Here is a 19,660-nt window from a genome sequence, read left to right as displayed (position 1 = left end):
CTTGCGCATGCCCCGTAACACGCGGTTTGGTTGAATCACAGATGGCGCCGGTCTCGTGTCCGATACCGAGCGCCATGCTCACGGTGCAGTGTCCTGAACCCATGGCCAGTCTACAGGGTCAGGGCTCCAAAAGTGGCGCTGACGGTCGCTGAGGTCGCGCCTCGCGGCCGAACGGGCCGGAAGTGACATCCCCCTACGCGACCCGGGCCGTACTGGCGCGTACGTGGCGCTTGACAAACGCGCCGGTGACGTCCAGCGGACTTATCGGACACGCCACTGCCCAGGGCGGCGCTGCGCCTGCGGACCCACGACTTTCACCCGTGTGACGGTATTGTCCCCGAGCTCCTCGTTGAGGCGCCGCACCAACTGCCCGGCGAGCAGGCGCACCTGCTGCGCCCAGGCGGGGGAGTCGCAGTCGATGGTGAGCTCGCCGTCGGTGAAGGCGCCCGGCCTGGTGTGCTCGGCGAGTTCCGGCCCGACGACCGCGGCCCAGTTCCCGAAGACCCCGCCTACGGCAGCCTTCTCCTCCCACCCGCGTTCGGCGAGCAGCTTCTTGATCCCGGCCCCGAACAGCTGGGGACCGCCGCCGCGCGTCGGATCCCGCGGCGTGTCCCCGCTCTTCTTGCGCCGCCGCTGCCCCGGCACCGACTGCCGCTTCGCCGCGTCGGCCCGGGCCTGCGCCAGCGCCTCCCGCGCCAACTCGATCCCGCTCTTCGGCTTCGGCTCCTCGGCCGGCCGCGCCCCCTGATCACCCGACACGATCACCCTCCCCGCGAACGAAGCCCCCACCCCGTCCCACAGCCTGTGGACGACCGCTCTCCCGAGATGCGCCGACCGGATCGCCGCACTCACCTGAATTCCCGGCTGCCCCAAGCCGCCGCACAGCCTGTGGATAACTGTTCGCCCAGGACGCGCCGACCGGTTCCCCGCACCCGCAGGAACCCGCGGTCGCCGCAGACCGCCGCGCGCCTCCGGACACAGCCTGGGGAAGACGAACGTCATGGGCCGCCCGGGCCGGAAGGGCCGGGATCGGCGCCGAGCGGGGCGGCGGATCAGCCGGCACGGGTCACCTCGCCGGAGGCGACGGTGTAGACGGCGCCGGTCAGCTCGACGGGGACGTCTTCGGGGACTGCGGCGGTGATGAGGACCTGTTCGGCGGGGGCGACCATCTCGGCGAGGCGGCGGCGGCGGCCGGAGTCGAGTTCGGCGAAGACGTCGTCGAGGATGAGGACCGGGTCGTCGCCGTCGGCGCGCAGGAGCTCGTAGGCGGCGAGGCGAAGCGCGAGCGCGAAGGACCAGGACTCGCCATGGCTGGCGTACCCGCGCGCGGGGAACTCGCCGAGCTTGAGCAGCAGCTCGTCGCGGTGCGGGCCGATCACCGTGGTGCCGCGGGCCAGCTCCTGGCGCCGGGCCTCGGCGAGGCCTTCGAGCAGGTACTCCACGAGTTGCGCACGGCCTGTGGAGAACTCTCCCGGCCCTTCGCCCCGCGAGAAGCGGTACTCCAGGCCCGCACCCGCGCCCGGCGCCAGCTCGGCGTAGGCCTTGGCGACCAGCGGGGAAAGCGCCGCCACGAGATCGAGCCGGGCCGCCAGGAGCTCCGCGCCGACCTGGGCGAGGTGCGTGTCCCAGACGTCGAGGGTCGCGGCGAGTTCCGCGCTGAGGCCTCGGCGCTGCTGGGCCGCGCTCTTCAGCAGGGCGTTCCGCTGCTTGAGGACCTTGTCGTAGTCGGCCCGGACCCCCGCGAAACGCGGATGGCGCGTGGTGAGCAGCTCGTCGAGGAAGCGGCGGCGCTCGCCCGGGTCACCCTTCACCAGGGCGAGGTCCTCGGGGGCGAAAAGGACGGTGCGCAGCATCCCCAGGATCTCGCGGGGCCTGGGGACGGGCGCGCGGTTCAGCCGCGCCCGGTTCGCCCGGCCCGGGTTGATCTCCATCTCGATGAGTGCCTCGCGCACGTCCCGGTGCACCCGGGCCCGCACGATCGCGCGCGGCGCGCCCTGGCGGACGAGCGGCGCGTCGACCGCGACCCGGTGGCTGCCGTGCGTGGCGATGTAGCCGATGGCCTCGACGAGGTTGGTCTTGCCCTGCCCGTTCGGCCCGACGAACGCGCTGACTCCCGCGTCGAGAGGTACCTCTGCGACGGCATAGGACCGGAAGTCCGCGAGGGTCAGGTGGGCGACGTGCACAGCCACGAGTCTAGGGCGGACCCCGCCATGAGGAGGCGCCCGCGCACAACCTGTGGACAACCGGCCTGACACCGCCCTGGGAAGACCCCACCGAGCGGTCCCGCGTCACCCACGGGACTTTCCACAGGCCGCTGCGGCCTGTGGACGACGGCGTCCAGCCAGGGGGCTCGGCCCGCCGTCGTCCACAGGCCCGAGGAGGACTTCCCCAGGCTGGGGAGAACCGCTACTCCTTGACGACCGCGTGGCCGCCGAACTGGTTGCGCAGCGCCGCGACGACCTTCATCGCGGGCGAGTCGTCCTGCCGGGAGGCGAACCTGGCGAACAGCGACGCGGTGATCGCGGGCAGCGGGACCGCGTGGTCGACCGCCGCCTGGATGGTCCACCGGCCCTCGCCGCTGTCGGAGGCGTAGCCCCGGATGCTCTCCAGCTCCGGGTCGTCGGCCAGCGCGCGGTTCAGGAGGTCGAGCAGCCAGGACCGGATGACCGTCCCCTCCTGCCAGCTCTTGAAGGTCGCGGGCACGTCGGTGACGATCCCGGAAGCCTTGATCAGCTCGTAGCCCTCGGCGAAGGACTGCATCATGCCGTACTCGATGCCGTTGTGGACCATCTTCACGAAGTGGCCCGCGCCGACCTCGCCGCTGTGGACGAAGCCGAACTCGCCCTCGGGCTTCAGCGTGTCGAAGATCGGCTGGGCCTTGGCCACGTCGTCGGCCGTGCCGCCGACCATGAGCGCGTAGCCGTTCTCCAGGCCCCAGACGCCGCCGGAGACTCCGCAGTCGACGAACCCGATGCCCTTGGCCTTCAGCTCCGCGGCGTGGCGCTGGTCGTCCACGTAGTGGGAGTTGCCTCCGTCGACCACGAGGTCGCCGGGGGAGAGCAGCTCGCCGAGCTGCTCGATCGTCGCCTGTGTCGCGGCGCCCGCGGGGACCATCACCCACACGACGCGCGGCGCGGGCAGCCGCTCGACGAGTTCGGCCAGCGAGCCCGCGTCGCTGAGGGCCGGGTCGCGGTCGTAACCGATGACCGTGTGGCCGCCGCGGCGCAGCCGCTCGGCCATGTTCCCGCCCATCTTGCCCAGGCCGACGAGTCCCAGTTCCATGCCACTCCTCTTAGGGACAGGCCCTCCGGTGCGGAGGTGCCTGAAAGCCGTTCCTTGTGGGAAACCGCCTTCAAGGCTAGTCCTCCACAACCCGTCCCTACCCCGGCATCGGCACGTCCGCCCGCGAAAGCGAACACCCACTTGTCCACAGGGCCGCGCCGGATCGCCGGCGCCTGTGGACAAGTGGGTTTTCCACAGGACTCAGCCCGACAGCCGGACCGGCATGATCAGGTAGCGGTAGGTCGGCGCCCCCTCATCGACCGGCTTGCCTGTGAGGACCGCCGGCTTGGTCGGCGTGGTGAACGACAGGCGCGCGATGTCCGAGCCGATGTGCGAGAGCCCGTCGAGGACGTACTGGTGGTTGAAGGCGATGTTGATGTCCTCGCCCTCCAGCGTGGCCTCCAGGGCCTCGACGGCCTGGGCCTCGTCTCCGGTACCGGCCTCCAGGACGACCTCTCCCTGGCTGAACTGGAGCCGCACAGGGGTGTTCCGCTCGGCCACCAGGGACACGCGCTTGAGCGCGTCGACGAACTGGGAGGTCTGGACCTCTGCGTAGCCGGCGTACTCGGCGGGGAACAGCGACCGGTACTTCACGAAGTCGCCGTCGAGGAGGCGGGAGGTGGTCTTGCGCCCGCCGCCCTCGAAGCCGATCATGCCCTCGCCCTGGCCGTCGGCGCCGCCGCCGAGCGAGATCTTCACCTCGGCGCCGGAGGTCAGCGACTTGGCGGTGTCGGCGAGGGTCTTCGCCGGGATGAGCGCGACGCCCGAGCGGTCGGGGCTCTCCGGGGTCCACTTGAACTCGCGGACGGCCAGCCGGTAGCGGTCGGTCGAGGCGAGCGTGACGGTGTCGCCCTCGATCTCGACCTTGACGCCGGTGAGCATCGGGATCGTGTCGTCGCGGCCCGCGGCGATGGCGACCTGGGCGACGGCCGCGGCGAACTCGTCGCTGCCGACCACGCCCGCGACCGGCGGGAGCTGCGGCAGCGAGGGGTAGTCCTCCACAGGCATCGTCTGGAGTGTGAACTTCGCCGACCCGCACTGGAGCATGACCTTCGCCCCGTCGGTGGTGACGTCCACAGGGTGGGGAGGAAGGGCGCGGCAGATGTCGGCGAGGAGCTTGCCGGACACCAGGGCCGTCCCGGGCTCCTGGCCGCCGATGGCGACGGAGACCTCGGCGGAGGTCTCGTAGTCGAAGGCCGAGAGCGTGAGGCTCTCTTCGGTGGCCTCCAGCCGCATGCCGGCCAGCACGGGCACAGGGGGCCGCGCCGGGAGCGTCCTGGCCGTCCAGGCCACCGCCTCGGCAAGGGCGTCACGGTCGATGCGGAACTTCAACGGGACCCGCCTCCTTGATCGTTGAGGGTTTCGCGAAGGGCGCTCGGGGAACATGATCCACAAGGCCCTTACTGGTTCTGGCTTTTCCTTGTTCAGTTATAGAGAGAGAGTCGTAGTAGTAGTAGGGGCTGTGGAAACCGTGGATAACTCATGGTTCCCCTGCTCAAGGCCACTTTTTTATCCCCAGCGCCTGTGGGTACTCACCTGTGGACAACCGAGCCCCCTGTGGACGACGAAAAGTTGTCCACACTCCGTCCACAGCCGGACCCCCACTTGTCCACATGTTCTCCACAGATCTGTCCACAGGGCTAAATGCGAGTCACGGTAAATCGTGACATAGGCGTACGACACTCTGCGGACTCCCGGCCTGTGGAAAACCTCGGTATCCACAGGCAATTCACAGGCTCGGGGACTTTTTCCACAGGTTATCCACGGCTCTGTCCACAGGCCATTCGAATACCGAACGGTACTCTCCACAGGTCGTCCACAGGTTAGACAGGTTATCCACACGTTGTCCCCAACGTGGTCCACAGCTTCATCCACAGGCGAGATCCTGTGGACTTCGCGGTGATCCCCCGTGCACAACGGGGCCGGACACGTCTTATGGGATCACTGATACGCCTGTGACCTGCGCCGATGCTCGCCGACAGGCCGCCGAGGCCCGATCCGCGTGCGCACCGGAACGGACACTTCGGACCTCGAAGCTCGTCAGCGCGCCCTTACGGGTCGGCCGCGAGCCTGTGGAAAGCCCTCGGAAGCCGATATCCACAGGCTCCGGCGGCCGTCCACACCCCCTGGGGATCACCACCCCGGAACCGCGAAAAGCCCGCACCTGTGGACGAACCTGTGGACGAACCTGTGGATGACCTGTGGAGAACCCCGTTCCCCCTGTGGACGACCTGTGGACAAGCTGTGAAAGCCCCCTGCGACCAGGGAGAACGTCTTCCAGGCCGTCCCGGTCCTGCCCCGAGCCCGCCCGGTCCGCCCGCACCGCCCCGGCCTCGTCCACAGCACCGGGACACCCCCGCTCAGTGGATCCACGGTGAGCCTCAGAAGCCCCCTGCAGTCCTCGCCCTGGGCCCCGAACGCCGTCGGCCACCTCCGCACGGCGGTGGCCGACAGCGAGACACACGGAGCCCCCTCGCAGCGCGCATACCCCCTGTGAGTCTTGGAGGCCCGACGCGAGTGCCGCCACAGCGAGGTCCTGCCCCCTTCGGAGAGCTGTGCTCAGCGATGGACGGCAGGCTCGGGGCGGCCGGGACCGCCGAGGGGAGTAGCCCTCCTCTGCGCCGATGCATGATGCCGCCGTCCAGGAGCCCGCCGCCGAGGCCTTGGCGGCGGTGTGGCGGGAAGTCGGTCGGGCCCAGTGCGCTCAGCGCCTCCTGTGCCCTGTCCGGCGCGTAGAAGCGCGTGGAAGTCCGCGAGCCGGTCGGGCACGGCCTCCCCGTCGACGGTGGCGGCGACACCGCGTCAAGCCTTCGGAGCTTCTGCCGAGGCTTCTGGCCGCGGTCGAAGAAACTTTCGAGAAAGGCGGTAACGAGGCGTGACGTGCGGCCATTTCCCAGTGACGGCGACGAGCGGACCGGGCGGGTCGGGTGCCGATCGGAGCGAGGGGCTGCGGGCCCGTGACGGGCCGCGGCGGTCGGCAATGGGCCGACGAGGCAGCGTGGTGAGGGGGTGCGTGAAGATGGGGGAGAAGCGAGCCGGGTCAGCCGCGGGTCTGCTGCTTGATGCGGGAGGTGAGCTCGGTGACCTGGTTGTAGATCGAGCGGCGCTCGGCCATCAGCGAGCGGATCTTGCGGTCGGCGTGCATGACCGTGGTGTGGTCCCGGCCGCCGAACTGGAGGCCGATCTTGGGCAGGCTCATGTCGGTCAGCTCGCGGCAGAGGTACATGGCGATCTGCCGGGCGGTCACCAGCACGCGGGAACGGGAGGCGCCGCACAGGTCGTCGATCTCGATCCCGAAGTAGGTCGCCGTCTGCGCCATGATCATGCCGATGGTGATCTCGGAGCTGTCGGAGTCGGGGATGAGGTCCTTGAGGACGATCTCCGCGAGCCGCAGGTCCACCGACTGGCGGTTGAGGCTGGCGAAAGCCGTCACCCGGATGAGGGCGCCCTCGAGTTCGCGGATGTTGGTGGAGATCTTCGTGGCGATGAACTCCAGCACGTCCGGCGGCGCGGCGAGGCCCTCCTGGACGGCCTTCTTGCGCAGAATCGCGATACGGGTCTCCAGCTCGGGGGGCTGCACGTCAGTGATCAGCCCCCACTCGAACCGGTTCCGCAGGCGGTCCTCAAGGGTGACGAGCTGCTTGGGCGCCCGGTCCGAGGAGATCACGATCTGTTTGTTGGCGTTGTGAAGGGTGTTGAACGTGTGGAAGAACTCTTCCTGCGTCTGCTCTTTGCCCTCGAGGAACTGGATGTCGTCGACGAGCAGGATGTCCACTTCGCGGTATCTGCGGCGGAAACCCTCGGCCTTGCCGTCACGGATCGCGTTGATGAAGTTGTTGGTGAACTCCTCGGAACTCACGTACCGCACGCGCGCGCCGTCGAACAGGCTGCGGGCGTAATGGCCGATCGCGTGCAGCAGGTGGGTCTTGCCGAGGCCGGACTCACCGTAGATGAAGAGCGGGTTGTAGGCCTTGGCCGGCGACTCGGCGACGGCGACGGCCGCGGCCTGGGCGAAGCGGTTGCTCGCGCCGGTGACGAAGGTCTCGAAGGTGTACTTCGGGTTGAGCCGGGCGGCCTCGATCGAACCCTTGACGGGGCTGGTCGATCCGCCCTGCTGCCAGGGCGCCGGGGTCGGCACGGTCTCGGTGGCGGGTTCGACGGGCGGCGGCGCGTAGCCGGACGCCGCCGGGAACGGCTCGGGCTGCTGCGGGGCCCCGCCACCGAAGGTGTGTCCGGAAAGATGGGACGGCTGAGCCGGGGGAGGCGACTGCTGCTGCGACCCGTCCTGTGGATAACCCACATCCTGTGGATAACTCGCGGAACCCGTGCTGAAGAGGCCCTCATCCTGTGGATAACGTTGTGGATCTTCGTTCTGGGGAGGGCGCGGAAAGGCCGTCTCGGGCACCGCATCCCGGGGCTGCCCCGGTTGTGCGGACCGGCCCTGCTGCTCGGCCGGGCGCGCCTGCGGCTGGGGGAACGGCGACTGGGCGGGCGGCTGCTGCGGCTGGGGCGCGGGGGCGGCGGGCGGCGTCGGGGTGTATCCCTGGGGTGCGGGCTGCTGCGGTGCGGGCGGCTGCCGGGAGATGTCCGGCTGGACCGTCAGCACGACCCGCACAGGGGTGCCGAGCTCCTGGGAGAGCGTCGTCTCGATCAGCGACGTGACACGCTGCTCCAGGGTCTTCTTCGCGAAGTCGTTGGGGACGGCGAGCAGCGCCATCCCGTCGAAGATCCCGATGGGCCGTGTGACGCCGAGCCACGCGCGCTGGTGGGCGGGGACTTCGGGGAGCGCGTCAACGGAGCGGTTCCACAGGGCCTCAAGGTCCTGTCCGTCCACGTGCGCCTCCCCCCGGATTCGTACCCTCGACCCCCGGCCCGGCGTCCTCGCGCGGGCTCTTCGCTGCGCTGCTCAGGGGGACTTTCGCGGAACGGGAGCCCCTACTCTCTCACGATTCATCCACAGGTTTGTCCACATGCTGTGTATAACTTGGCGGGCGGTGGTACGGACCGCACACGTGGTCTCCGTTTGACCCGACGGCCCGCCAGAACGTAACGTTCTAAGGTCGAGTCGCATCGACGATGGTGACGCGTGCCCGCATCTGTCCCGCCTCTGCCCGTGGCAGGGCCGGGTCGCCGAGGGCGGGCCCCCGCTGCGAGGGACCAGACGTGCCCGCGATGCGACGCCGCCCGGGCTCCGGCCGATCCGTCGGATGTCCACGTCAGAGCAGCAGGAGCCAGTTGTGAGCAAGCGTACTTTCCAGCCGAACAACCGTCGTCGTCACAAGAAGCACGGCTTCCGGCTGCGCATGCGCACCCGGGCCGGCCAGGCGATCCTCGCCGCGCGCCGCCGCAAGGGCCGCGCCCGCGTCGCGGTCTGACGCCTCGCGTCCCAGATTCGGGTTCGCACATGCTGCCGTCCGGTCACCGGATGCGGCGGCGCCACGAGTTCACGCTGGCCGTCCGGCGCGGGTACCGCGCGGGGCGGCCGCATCTCGTTGCGCACCTTCTGCCCGGTGGTAATGACCAGGGGAACTCTCTGGCCGGCTTCATCGTCTCCAAAGCGGTGGGCAATTCCGTCGTGCGCAACAGGGTGGAGCGCCGCCTGAGGCATCTCGTCCGGGCCAGGCTCGACCTGCTTCCGGCGGGTAGCCTTCTGGTGGTGCGCGCGAACCCCCTCGCGGCGGCGGCGCCCTCCGAGGAACTGGCCAGGGACCTCGACAAGGCTCTGGACAAGGTGCTGCGGCAGTCGGGCAAGGGGCGGTGATGAACGACAGACCGGGTCCGGTCGCGTGGTTGCTCATCGCTTTCGTGCGTGTCTATCGCAAAGTGATCAGCCCGATGCTGCCGCCGACGTGCCGTTTCGCGCCGTCGTGCAGCGCCTACGGGCTTGAGGCGCTCCAGGTTCACGGGGCGTTCTACGGTACTTGGCTGATCATCCGGCGGATCGCCCGGTGTCATCCATTTCATCCGGGCGGGTACGATCCCGTCCCTGCACACCGTGCAGAAAAAAGCCGCGGCCAGGACTCAGGCCGGGCCGCCTCCGGGACCGCCGAAGGCAGTACGACACACGAGCCTTCAGATTCGCTAGGAGCATCCGGTGACGCTTGATCCGCTGTACCGGGCCGTGGCGTGGATCCTCGTCCAGATCCACTCCGGCCTGAGCACCTTCCTCGACCCCGACAGCGGGTGGGCGTGGGGTGGCTCGATCGTGCTCCTCACCGTCCTGATGCGGATCCTGATCTTCCCGCTGTTCGTGAAGCAGATCCAGTCGTCGCGCAAGATGGCGGCGCTGAACCCGCAGATGCAGGCGCTGCGCAAGAAGTACAAGAACGACAAGCAGCGGCTCAACCAGGAGATGATGAAGCTCTACCAGGAGAACGGGGCCAACCCGATCTCCGGGTGTCTGCCTCTCCTGGTGCAGTTCCCGGTCTTCATCTCGCTGTTCCAGGTGCTCAGCAAGGTCGCCAAGGCCAAAGAGGGCAACGGCAGCCACGGCATCAGCCCCGAACTCGTCGAGAGCGCGCAGAAGGCCAACATCTTCGGCGCCCACATCTCCGACAGCTTCATCGCCGCCTGGGGCAACGACCCCAAGTCGGTCACCGCGCTGATCGTCTGCGCCGTCTTCGTCATCATCTCCTCGACGACGACGTTCCTCACCATGCGGGCGTCGATGAAGCGTCAGCCGGCGATGGACCCGGACAACCCGATGGCGTCCGCCCAGAAGATGATGGTCTGGCTCGCCCCGGTCTTCGGCCTCTTCGGCCTCGGCTTCCCGCTCGGTGTCCTGCTCTACTGGGTCACGTCCAACTCCTGGACCCTCGCCCAGTCGCACTACATCTACAAGCGGTACCCGATGCCCACCGGTCAGGACACGAACGGCTCCGCCGCCACCGCCTCGTCGGCCAAGGCCCCGGCGAAGAAGGAGGCCCCGGCCACCGGCGGCCTGCTGAAGAAGCGCCGCGCCGAGGAGGCCGCCGCCGCGGCCGAGATCCGCAAGGAGCCGGCGGTCCGCAAGCAGCCGGTCCGCCAGTCCCGCAGCAAGCGCGGCTCCGGATCGTCCAAGCGCTGACATCCCCTGCTTTTCAGGCCGGGCGTCGTCCTTCGACCGCCCGGCCTTTTTTTGTTGTCCGGACCCCGGCGAGTTGTACGATTCGGTGTCCTGCGCGTTGTTCGTCGCCGGGTGCGCGGCGCGCCGAACCGGGTGGGGAGAACGTGGAAACCCCTGGAGGAGCGGGCCTGGCGCGGGCGGTGCCCGGCACGCTGTATCGTCTGTGACAGTCCCATGGTCATGAGCAGGACCCATGGTCGAAGGCCGCGCTCGGATGCGGCCGGGGTCACGAGTAGGTGAGGGAGGCACGGGTGGCGGAAACCGCAGCGCCGGACATCGAAGCGCTGGAGCAGGAGGGCGACATCGCGGCCGACTACATCGAAGGCCTGCTCGACATCGCCGACTACGACGGTGACATCGACCTGGACGTCGAGGGCGAGCGCGCCATGGTCTCGGTCGTCGGCACCGGGCTCGACGAGCTCGTCGGCCAGCGCGGCGAGGTCCTCGAGGCGCTCCAGGAGCTGACCAGGCTCGCGGTGCACCGGCAGACCGGCAATCGCACCCGCCTGATGCTCGACGTCGGGGGGTACCGCGAGCGCCGCCGCGCGGAGCTGACGAAGCTCGGCACCGAGGTCTCCGAAGAGGTCAAGCGCACGGGCAAGCCGAAGCCGCTGGCCCCGATGACCCCGTTCGAACGCAAGATCGTGCACGACGCGATCGCCGCGGCCGGCCTGCGCAGCGAGTCCGAGGGCGAAGAGCCCGAGCGCTACGTCGTCGCGTACGCCTCCTGACGCGCGACACACCCGACGAACGGGGCCCCCGACCTTGTGATGAGGTCGGGGGCCTTCCGCTTGATCCGCTCGCGCTACAGGATGCCGTCGCGGCGGTGCTCCTCCGCGCGGATCTCCTCGGCTCGGCGAAGCGCGGCCGCGTCCTCTTCGGTGACGGGGACGACGGCGCGGCGCGGGCGAACGTAGAGCAGGGTGAAGGCGATGCCGGCGGCGCCACAGACCATGAGGATCCAGCCGATCGCGTTGACGTCCACGCCGCTCAGCGAGAAGTCGAACGCGAAGGCGAAGATCGCTCCGATCGCGACGAGGGTCAATCCGACTCCGATGCCCATGCTTCCTCTCCCTAGATCTTGTCCTAGGGAAGATGTACCCGTTTGACCAGAATTATGCGTGTCGGTGGTTCACCGCGTTTCTCAGCGGTGCGGCGTATGTGGAACCATCGTGGATTGTGGGGAAGAGCGATGACTGACCAGCCCGTGGTACCCGAACCCGTTCCTGCCGTGGCGAGCGAGGTGTTCGGGGCCGCGCTTCCCCTCGCCGAACGGTACGTGGAACTCCTCGCCACCGCAGGCGTCGAACGCGGGCTCATCGGCCCCCGCGAGGTCGGCCGCCTGTGGGAACGGCACGTGATCAACTGCGCGGTCCTCAGCGAAGCGGTGCCCGAGGGGGCGTCGGTCGTCGACATCGGCTCCGGCGCCGGGCTCCCCGGCCTCGTTCTCGCGATCGCCCGGCCCGACCTCGACATCACCCTCCTCGAACCCCTTCTGCGGCGCACGACCTTCCTGAACGAGGCGGTCGAAGAGCTCGGATTGACGAACGTCACTGTCCGACGGGGGAGGGCCGAAGAAGTCGTTAAGGACTTCGCCGTCGACGTCGTGACCGCCCGAGCCGTCGCCCCGCTCGACCGGCTTGCGCGCTGGGGACTGCCCCTGCTGCGCTCCGGAGGCGAACTTCTCGCCCTCAAGGGAGAGCGCGCAGCCGTCGAACTGGACGAAGCGGAGGAGGTTCTGCGCAAGATGGGTGTGCGTACGGCTGAACTCCTGCTGGTCGGTCAAGGTAAGGTCGATCCGCCGACCACGCTCGTTCGGCTCGTCGCCGAGCGTCCCCCGGAGCGCGGGGGCAGCAAGACCAAGCAGCGGAAGGGTCACCGGTCCCGGCATGACTGAGCCCTCTTCGACTAAGGAGACCGCGGTGGAGCCGTCATCAGGCCACGCGTTCAGTATGCAGGGGACCGCCGAGACGGCTTCCGTCGAGCCGCGGATGGAGACCGAGGCGCCCATGGATTCACGTGAAACATTCGTGCCGCAGCCGAGCCCTCCCACCGACACACCGATCGCCCGCGCCGCGGCCGCGGCGCTCGAAGTGATGGCCCGTCGGGGCGACCGCGAGTGGCCACGCCCGGCCAGCACCCGGGTGATCACGGTGGCGAACCAGAAGGGCGGCGTCGGCAAGACCACGACGTCCGTGAACCTCGCCGCGGCCCTTGCCATGCACGGCGCCCGGGTCCTCGTCGTCGACCTCGACCCGCAGGGCAACGCCTCGACCGCGCTCGGCGTCGAGCACCACGCGGACGTGCCGTCGATGTACCACGTCCTCATCGAGGACATGCCGCTCGAGGACATCATCGTCGCCTCGCCCGAGCTGCCCAACCTCTGCTGCGCCCCTGCGACGCTGCACCTCGCGGGCGCGGAGATCGAACTCGTCTCGAAGGTCGCCCGCGAGTCCCGGCTCCGCCGCGCGCTGGACGCCTACGACAAGACCAAGTTCGACTACGTGATCATCGACTGCCCGCCGTCGCTGGGACTGCTCACCCTCAACGCCCTCGTCGGCGGCGACGAGCTGCTCATCCCCATCCAGTGCGAGTACTACGCACTGGAAGGCCTCAGCCAGCTCATCGGCACCGTCGACCTCGTCACCTCGCACCTGAACCAGACGCTGAACGTCTCGACGATCCTGCTCACGATGTACGACGCGCGGACCCGGCTGGCCTCCCAGGTGGCCGAAGAGGTCCGGTCGCATTTCGGGGAGACCTGCCTCAAGACGGTCATTCCCCGGAGCGTCCGGGTGTCCGAAGCGCCCAGCTACGGGCAGTCCGTCATGACCTACGACCCGGGTTCGACCGGTGCCCTCGCCTACAGCGAAGCCGCCTCGGAGATCGCCCACCGCTGGGCCGGGGTCGCTTCGTGAGCAACACCGAGTACGTCAACGGGGGATCTTGATGAGCGCATCACGTCAGCCGCGCGGCCTGGGCAAGGGCCTCGGCGCGCTCATTCCGACGGCCCCGGTGATCGCCCCAGCCCCTGCGCCCGTGCCGGCGCAGGCCGCGCCGGCGACCGCGCCCGGAACGTCGGTGCTGCCCGAACTCGTCCCCGTCGACGGGGCACGTTTCGCGGAGCTGCCGGTCACCTCGATCGTCGCGAACCCCCGCCAGCCCCGGACGCACTTCGACGAGGAGGCCCTGGAGGAACTCGCCACCTCGATCTCCCTCGTCGGGCTGCTCCAGCCGATCGTCGTCCGGGAACTGTCGCCGGACACCCCGTTCGAGCCGGCCAAGTACGAACTGATCATGGGGGAGCGGCGGTGGCGCGCGTCGCAGCGGGCCGAGCTGCGGAAGATCCCCGCGATCATCCGCGAGACCTCCGACGACGACCTCCTGCGCGACGCCCTGCTGGAGAACCTCCACCGGCAGCAGCTCAACCCGCTTGAGGAGGCGGCCGCCTACCGCCAGCTCCTGGACGACTTCGGCGCCACCCACGAGCAGCTCGCTGCCAAGATCGGGCGCTCCCGGCCGCACATCACCAACACGCTGCGGCTGCTGGGCCTGCCGCCCGCGGTGCAGCGCCGGGTCGCCGCCGGGGTACTGAGCGCGGGGCACGCCCGGGCGCTGCTCGGCCTCACGAGCCAGGAGGCCATGGAGTCCATGGCGACCAGGATCGTCGCCGAGGGGCTCTCGGTGCGGGCCGTCGAGGAGATCATCGCGCTGCGCGAGGCCGAGACGCCCGCCGCGCCGTCGCCTGTGCGGCGTCCGGTGCGCAAGCCGACGGCACCCGGGCTCGAGGCGATCGCCAACCGGCTGAGCGAGCGGTACGAGACCAAGGTCCGGGTCGACCTCGGGTCACGCAAGGGCAAGATCGTCGTGGAGTTCGCGACGATGGAGGACCTCGACAGGATCCTCTCGGCCATGGCGCCAGAGGCGGACGGAGACGACGCTTCGTCTTGAGACCTCCCTTTTCAACGGGCCCCTTCGCTTCGGCGGAGGGGCCCGTTTGTTGTGGTTCCTGCGTTGTTTCACGTGAAACGGTGGCCGCTGTTTCACGTGAAACACGACCTCGAACGGTTATCCACAGGGCTGTGGATAACCTGTTGTGTCGTGGCGGAGGGGTGGGGAGGATGACCGGATGGGCCTTCGATGCAACGATCACGCCTGGCCGGTCGCGCTTCCGACGATGCAGGAACTCGCCGGAAGGGTGTTCCCCCAAGGAGCGCTCCACCACGCCGGGGACCTCGCCTGGTACTGGTGCCTCGCTCTTGCCGACGACCCGGCGGCGCATCTGACTTCCGTGTGGTCCGACGGGGAGCGGACCGTCGGATGGGCATGGCTCCAGCCATCGGGGGAGCTGCTCCTACAGGCGGAGCCCTCACCGGAAGCGGCCGCGACCGTCGTCGGGTGGGCGGCGGAGGCGGCGGCGGGGTTCGATGGCCCGGTCTCCGTGGAGGTGCTGGGGACGGAGCGGCATCTGCTGGAGGCCCTGCGGCAGTACGGGGCCGCTCCGGTGGCGGAGGGCGGGCCCTACTTCGTCAGCCTGTCGCGCTCGCTGGAGTCGCTGCCTCCTGCGCCCTCCCTACCGGACGGGTACCGGCTGGGGTGGGTGGCCACCCCAGGGGAGATCGAAGGACGAGCGGCCGCTCACCGGGCCGCCTTCTCCTCCACCCGGGTGACCTCCGCTCTGCACGACGCCATGCGCTCCCGCTGGCCCTACCGCCCTTCCCTGGACGTCATCGTGACGGCCCCGTCAGGGGAGGTGGCCGCCTACTGCCAGGCCTGGTACGACGACACCAACGGCACGGCCCGCTTCGAACCCGTCGGCACCCATCCGTCCCACACCCGCCTCGGCCTCGCCCGCGCCGCCTGCACCGCGGCCCTCCACACCCTCGCCGCCGTCGGCGCCCACACCGTCACGGTCCTGGCCCGAGCCGACCCCGCCTACCCGACCCCCCTCCGCCTCTACACCTCCCTCTCCTTCACCCCTACCTCCCACACCCGCCCCCACACGCTCTGAACCCGCCCGAGGGCCCTCGCTGACCCCTTTCCCGCCCTGAGAGATCTCCCGATCCCGCAGGGCCCGACAGCCCCTTCCAGCCCCGAACAGCCCCATGCTCCGCAACGTCTTGCTCGACCTTCCCGTGTTTCACGTGAAACAGCCATCCGGCTTCTCAATCCAGAGCGAGCTCGGCGGGTCGCACAAGCACCGCCATTTCAACGAATGCCTCTGCGGAAGGCTTTCGGCCGGTCCCGAGGGGACCGGCCGACGTGGAAGAGCCCGAAGTGCTAAGCACCAAGGCTTCCCCGCTCCCCACCCCCTCCGTCCCCCGAGCGCGACCGTCAGCCCCGCACCCGCAAGGTGCACCACACTGAACCCTGGACCGATGACCGTCTGGCCGACTGACGATCCGCCCCTTACCTGGTGCCCCACCACCCCGTCCCGAGCAATTCACTGGCTCCGGCGCGAGCAGCACCACAGGCCCGCACCCAGAGCTCTCTGCTGAGGCTCGCACGAGGGTCCATCGTTTGGCGTTGCGCACCCGAGCACCTCGTTTCACGTGAAACATGCGGCACCGCGAAGAGGATCCGGGCACCCGGTGCGACGGCGTCAACCGAAGCGAGCCCAGCAGCAGCCACCTCCCACGCCGAGCCTGCCGTGCATCACCCCGCCTGTGCTCTCTACACGGAGGCAACGAAGGGCACCCCCACGCTGACCCCCTCCATCGCCTACCCGCCTGCCCAGCAGCCCGACGCCTGACAACGCAGCACCAATCTTTCGGCTCCGTTCGACACAGGCTGGACCGACCCGGTCTGCCCCGAGACGCGCTGCCCCGGCGGGGGTCCACCGCCGAGGGGCAAGGACGAGCGAGGGCGCACCGGTTGGGGGAGCGAGAGCAGGCGCGCGCTAGCGGGGGCGTGCGAGCAGGGTGCGCCAACCCTTGCTGCGCTGAAATGGCTGCACCGGCACGGGCCGGATCGGAGGGCGACGATTCAGTGGCGGTCACCCGCAACATCGTGATGAGCGCCCCGAGGCGCTAGCCCAGACCGCGTGTCCACTCCGATGAGCTGGACCCCTCTCTTGGCCGCCATCTCTTCACGCAAGACGGCACGTGTGGACCGCCGAAGGCGACGGCGTGGAGCACCCTGTGCTGGGCACCGGCCGCCTTGCCGGCACACTGAGGAGCTCGGGTCGCTTGGTGTGGGCGGATTGGGGAGCGCTCAGGGTCCTAGGCACTGGCCAGCGAGCAAGACGTAGCCCGTGGCGCGTACGGCACGGGGCGCTCAGGGGTGCGGGGCGCAGGGTGCGTAGCGCTGAGGAGCAGGGCGCTGGGCGGAGCACAAGACGTGGCGCACAGGAGTGCGAGGGCGGCGGTCGCCGAGCGAGGGGCGCGAAGCAGAGAGCGGCGCGTGGCGCGTGGGGCGGCGGCCTAGCTGGCTGCGGGCACGGGCGCCGATGGTGGAGGGCGGCCGGCGTTTCGAGTGGGGGCCGCGGAGTCGTATCTCGACGACGGAGACGAGCCCGTGGGATGAGCCGGGCGGTCCGTAGCCTAGGCGCGTCCGCGGTGGTCGGCGCGATCATCGAGAAGCTCGGCGCCCGCGCCCACGAGGAGACTCGCACGCCGCCACGCGTCATGTTTCACGTGAAACGCAGGACCGGGGGCGTCGTGGTGGGCTGGGTCCCGAGGTGCGAGAGGCCGGCCCACGCCTGCGGAGCCCCGCGAAGGCTGCGTCGCCGGGACGCGGAGCCCACGGTTTCACGTGAAACAGAGGGTTCAGGTGGCGGGAAGGAGTTGGGGGATGGAGAGGTTGGCGGCCTGGAGGGCCAAGGGGAGGAGGCTCGTCTCGGTCATGCCAGGGGCGACGTTGACCTCGAGGAGGTAGGGCGTGCCCTCCGGGGTGACGATGAGATCGGTGCGCGAGAGGTGGCGGAGGCCGAGGGCGCGGTGGGCGGTGAGGGCGGCGTCGTGGGCGTGGACGGCGGCCTCGGGGGAGATGCGGGCGGGCGTGACGAACTCCGTCTGGCCGGCGGTGTAGCGCGCGGTGTAGTCGTAGCGCTCGCCGAGCGGGATGATCTCGACGGCCGGGAGCGCGGTCGGGACCCCGTCGACCTCGACGACGCTCACCGCGACCTCAGTCCCCGTGATGAAGCGTTCGATGAGGGCGACGTCGCCGTAGGAGAAGCAGCCGACCATCGCGGCGGGAAGCTCCGACGCCTCCCGGACGACCGACGCGCCGAGCGCGGAACCGCCCCGCGTCGGTTTCACGAACAGCGGCATGCCCAGCTTCTCGACGATCGCGCCGAGCACCGCGGACGCGCCGAGGTCGTGGAAGACCTCCTTCGGGAGGGTCACCGACTCGGGCGTCTCCAGGCCGGCCGCGCGCACGATGGCCTTCGCCGTCGGCTTGTCCCAGGCGAGCCGGCACGCGTCGGGCCGGGCGCCGACATAGGGGATGTCGAGGAGCTCGAGGACCTCGCGGATCGATCCGTCCTCACCCTCCGCGCCGTGCAGCACGGGGAACACGAGGTCCGGCGGATCCTCGGCCAGCAGTGGCAGCAGCGCCGAGTCGGCTTCACGGATCTCCACCTGGAAGCCCGCGCTCTTCAGCGCGTCCGCGACCCGCCGCCCCGAACTCAGCGACACCTCCCGCTCATAGGACATGCCACCGGCCAACACGATCACCCGTTCCATACCCAGGACCCTAGTGCTCCGCCCCCCATCCACCACCCCCGCCCCCACCCCGACTCCACAACCCTCGTCCGCACAGGCGCGGCCCAACCAGGGGAGAAGATTCCTGCGCCGGGAGCGGCCATCCGCGCGGGTTGTCGCCAGGAGCGGTCGTCCGTGGCAGATCCCGCCGGGCGTGGTCGTCCGTGCAGGTTCCTGAGGGGAGCGGGTGCCGGCTAGACCTTCGCGGCCAGATCCCGGAACCCCCGGGCCACCTTGCAGTCACGGCCCTGACGGTCTGCTCAAGGGTGCAGGTCTCGGAAAGCTCCGAAGGCTCAGCGCTGACTACTTTCGTGTCCTTCCACGTCGGCCGGTCCCCGCGGCTGGCCCTGAGGGGACCGGCCGCCTCCTCAAACCCGAAAGTAGTCAGCACCCAACCCTCCCCACTTCCCCACCTCCTCAACTCCCGAGCACGACCGCCAGATCCGCACCCCCCACAAGGTGGCCCAGGGTGACGAAACCTCTCCCTCCTCCCACCACGACACCACACCCCGGCAAGTCTCTGTTTCACGTGAAACCCACCCCGCCTCCCTGACTGGAACTCGCTCCCATCGCCCGCTGTTTCACGTGAAACGGGACCCTCCAAGTCACCAGCACCGGACCAACAGAGCACACAGAGGTTCCGGGAAAGCCTCCAGTCCCCAGGCAAGCAGGCACCACGCCCTGGCTGCCCCCACGCCACACACCTAGTAGAGCTCCGCAGCACCAGCCGCCCTGCCGAACCCCACCACGACGCCGCGACCGAAACCGGGGCTCCGTTTCACGTGAAACAGAGCCCCGGACGAGAGAGCCCTCGGCGCTGGGTGCTGGGCGCTGGGCGCGGTGTTTCACGTGAAACGCACGCATGGCGCTCGTCGCCGTCGGCCGCGTGGGTGTGCAACCAGCCTTCAGATCCCTGTGCCGCGTCACGGCGGCAAGGTAGGCCGCGTGACGGCGGGCAGGCTGGCCGCGACGCCCTGGTGCGGCGACCCCGGCGGCCGTCGCGGCCGCGAGAACCGCGACTCGCCGGGCGCCGCAGCGTGCCGCGATGCCTGGGGGCACGGTGCGGGCCGGGCGGGCAGTTGCCAGGACGCGCCGGTCGCCGAACCCCCACGCCGCGAGCGTGCTGCTGCTGGCCGCCACCTCCCGCAGCCTTCACCGTACGGCCGATCGGGGGGCTGCGGATCAGACGTCGTTCGGCTCAGCTCCCGTGGCCGGTCGGAGCTGGCGCTACGGGGCCCACCCCGACACACGGACCGGAGCTAGGGACGCCTGCCCGCGCGCTGGATGGGGGAGTTTGAACGAGCCCATGGAAGTGAAGGGCTCGTCCCAACGCACGCCGACCCGCTCGGGACACCGGGACACGTCGACCGCAAATGCATTGTGCGCTTCCTGGCGACCTCTACCGGGGCCTGGCGCGCGAGGAGATCCTCGAGGTCGTTAGTTCGGCAGCGAGGAAGTCAGGCAGACCGTTGTTTCACGTGAAACAGAGGCCAGGATGGGAGCCTTTTCGGAGCGGGGAGCGGGGAGCGGGGAGCGGGGAGCGGGGAGCGGGGAGCGGGGAGCGGGGAGC

The 19,660-nt window shown here is 69.7% G+C and carries 16 protein-coding genes; 9 read left to right on the top strand and 7 right to left on the bottom strand.

Annotated features, from left to right (window positions below; translation table 11 throughout):
- Positions 1–261 precede the first annotated feature (261 nt).
- From ACYVOM_RS40435 to dnaA, 5 genes are all read right to left on the bottom strand, one after another.
- Positions 262–759, bottom strand: coding sequence for a DciA family protein (locus ACYVOM_RS40435; protein ID WP_460308935.1), 498 nt, complete (start codon positions 757–759; stop codon positions 262–264).
- 293 nt (positions 760–1,052) lie between these two features.
- Positions 1,053–2,183: a DNA replication/repair protein RecF gene (gene recF / locus ACYVOM_RS40430; protein WP_460308934.1), complete on the bottom strand. Its 1,131-nt coding sequence runs from the start codon at positions 2,181–2,183 to the stop codon at positions 1,053–1,055.
- Between the two features lie 223 nt (positions 2,184–2,406).
- Complete coding sequence (gene gnd / locus ACYVOM_RS40425; protein ID WP_460308933.1) at positions 2,407–3,282, bottom strand: phosphogluconate dehydrogenase (NAD(+)-dependent, decarboxylating); 876 nt, start codon at positions 3,280–3,282, stop codon at positions 2,407–2,409.
- A 201-nt stretch (positions 3,283–3,483) separates the two neighbouring features.
- A complete protein-coding gene (gene dnaN, locus ACYVOM_RS40420; RefSeq protein WP_460308932.1) occupies positions 3,484–4,614 on the bottom strand; it encodes a DNA polymerase III subunit beta in 1,131 nt (376 codons plus the stop codon).
- Positions 4,615–6,322: 1,708 nt separating this feature from the next.
- Entirely contained in the window at positions 6,323–8,092 is a 1,770-nt protein-coding gene (gene dnaA, locus ACYVOM_RS40415; RefSeq protein ID WP_460309045.1) for a chromosomal replication initiator protein DnaA, read from the bottom strand.
- A 427-nt stretch (positions 8,093–8,519) separates the two neighbouring features.
- Between dnaA and rpmH the strand changes: the two genes are divergently transcribed.
- The 5 genes from rpmH to ACYVOM_RS40390 all read left to right on the top strand — a co-directional run bounded on the left by rpmH (position 8,520) and on the right by ACYVOM_RS40390 (position 11,118).
- A complete protein-coding gene (rpmH, locus tag ACYVOM_RS40410; protein ID WP_106396750.1) occupies positions 8,520–8,657 on the top strand; it encodes a 50S ribosomal protein L34 in 138 nt (45 codons plus the stop codon).
- Positions 8,658–8,686: 29 nt separating this feature from the next.
- A complete protein-coding gene (gene rnpA / locus ACYVOM_RS40405) occupies positions 8,687–9,043 on the top strand; it encodes a ribonuclease P protein component (protein WP_460308931.1) in 357 nt (118 codons plus the stop codon).
- Entirely contained in the window at positions 9,043–9,387 is a 345-nt protein-coding gene (yidD, locus tag ACYVOM_RS40400) for a membrane protein insertion efficiency factor YidD (protein ID WP_460308930.1), read from the top strand. The genes rnpA and yidD overlap by 1 nt, the downstream gene beginning before the upstream one ends.
- A complete protein-coding gene (gene yidC / locus ACYVOM_RS40395; protein WP_460308929.1) occupies positions 9,377–10,348 on the top strand; it encodes a membrane protein insertase YidC in 972 nt (323 codons plus the stop codon). Before yidD ends, yidC begins: the two co-directional genes overlap by 11 nt.
- A 290-nt stretch (positions 10,349–10,638) precedes the next feature.
- The gene (locus tag ACYVOM_RS40390; RefSeq protein WP_460308928.1) at positions 10,639–11,118 is read left to right on the top strand and encodes a Jag family protein; all 480 of its coding nucleotides are present in this window, start codon (positions 10,639–10,641) and stop codon (positions 11,116–11,118) included.
- A gap of 74 nt (positions 11,119–11,192) precedes the next feature.
- Here the strand turns inward: ACYVOM_RS40390 and ACYVOM_RS40385 are convergent, their stop codons facing one another.
- Complete coding sequence (locus ACYVOM_RS40385; RefSeq protein WP_460308927.1) at positions 11,193–11,450, bottom strand: DUF6458 family protein; 258 nt, start codon at positions 11,448–11,450, stop codon at positions 11,193–11,195.
- A 129-nt stretch (positions 11,451–11,579) separates the two neighbouring features.
- Here ACYVOM_RS40385 and rsmG point away from each other — a divergent pair, with 129 nt between their 5' ends.
- The 4 genes from rsmG (at position 11,580) to ACYVOM_RS40365 (ending at position 15,398) form a co-directional block, all read left to right on the top strand.
- Positions 11,580–12,284: a 16S rRNA (guanine(527)-N(7))-methyltransferase RsmG gene (gene rsmG, locus ACYVOM_RS40380; protein WP_460308926.1), complete on the top strand. Its 705-nt coding sequence runs from the start codon at positions 11,580–11,582 to the stop codon at positions 12,282–12,284.
- 94 nt (positions 12,285–12,378) lie between these two features.
- The gene (locus ACYVOM_RS40375) at positions 12,379–13,305 is read left to right on the top strand and encodes a ParA family protein (RefSeq protein WP_460309044.1); all 927 of its coding nucleotides are present in this window, start codon (positions 12,379–12,381) and stop codon (positions 13,303–13,305) included.
- A 31-nt stretch (positions 13,306–13,336) separates the two neighbouring features.
- Positions 13,337–14,338, top strand: coding sequence for a ParB/RepB/Spo0J family partition protein (locus ACYVOM_RS40370; RefSeq protein WP_460308925.1), 1,002 nt, complete (start codon positions 13,337–13,339; stop codon positions 14,336–14,338).
- Between the two features lie 178 nt (positions 14,339–14,516).
- The gene (locus ACYVOM_RS40365; protein WP_460308924.1) at positions 14,517–15,398 is read left to right on the top strand and encodes a GNAT family N-acetyltransferase; all 882 of its coding nucleotides are present in this window, start codon (positions 14,517–14,519) and stop codon (positions 15,396–15,398) included.
- A 1,756-nt stretch (positions 15,399–17,154) separates the two neighbouring features.
- On the opposite strand, the gene ACYVOM_RS40360 is transcribed toward ACYVOM_RS40365, so the two are convergent.
- Positions 17,155–18,072, bottom strand: a complete 918-nt coding sequence (locus ACYVOM_RS40360; protein ID WP_460308923.1) for a D-alanine--D-alanine ligase family protein — start codon at positions 18,070–18,072, stop codon at positions 17,155–17,157.
- Positions 18,073–19,660: the final 1,588 nt, after the last annotated feature.

It is taken from the genome of Actinocorallia aurea (assembly GCF_054783995.1).
The sequence above is the reverse complement of the archived record's forward strand: the minus strand, read 5'-3'. Positions and strand labels throughout refer to the sequence as shown.

Excerpts from the sequence above, each read along its gene's own strand:
- gnd (WP_460308933.1), bottom strand. The coding sequence starts at position 3,282 with ATGGAACTGGGACTCGTCGGCCTGGGCAAGATGGGCGGGAACATGGCC.
- rnpA (WP_460308931.1), top strand. The coding sequence starts at position 8,687 with ATGCTGCCGTCCGGTCACCGGATGCGGCGGCGCCACGAGTTCACGCTG.
- yidD (WP_460308930.1), top strand. The coding sequence starts at position 9,043 with ATGAACGACAGACCGGGTCCGGTCGCGTGGTTGCTCATCGCTTTCGTG.
- ACYVOM_RS40385 (WP_460308927.1), bottom strand. The coding sequence starts at position 11,450 with ATGGGCATCGGAGTCGGATTGACCCTCGTCGCGATCGGAGCGATCTTC.
- rsmG (WP_460308926.1), top strand. The coding sequence starts at position 11,580 with ATGACTGACCAGCCCGTGGTACCCGAACCCGTTCCTGCCGTGGCGAGC.
- ACYVOM_RS40375 (WP_460309044.1), top strand. The coding sequence starts at position 12,379 with ATGGAGACCGAGGCGCCCATGGATTCACGTGAAACATTCGTGCCGCAG.
- ACYVOM_RS40370 (WP_460308925.1), top strand. The coding sequence starts at position 13,337 with ATGAGCGCATCACGTCAGCCGCGCGGCCTGGGCAAGGGCCTCGGCGCG.
- ACYVOM_RS40365 (WP_460308924.1), top strand. The coding sequence starts at position 14,517 with ATGGGCCTTCGATGCAACGATCACGCCTGGCCGGTCGCGCTTCCGACG.
- ACYVOM_RS40360 (WP_460308923.1), bottom strand. The coding sequence starts at position 18,072 with ATGGAACGGGTGATCGTGTTGGCCGGTGGCATGTCCTATGAGCGGGAG.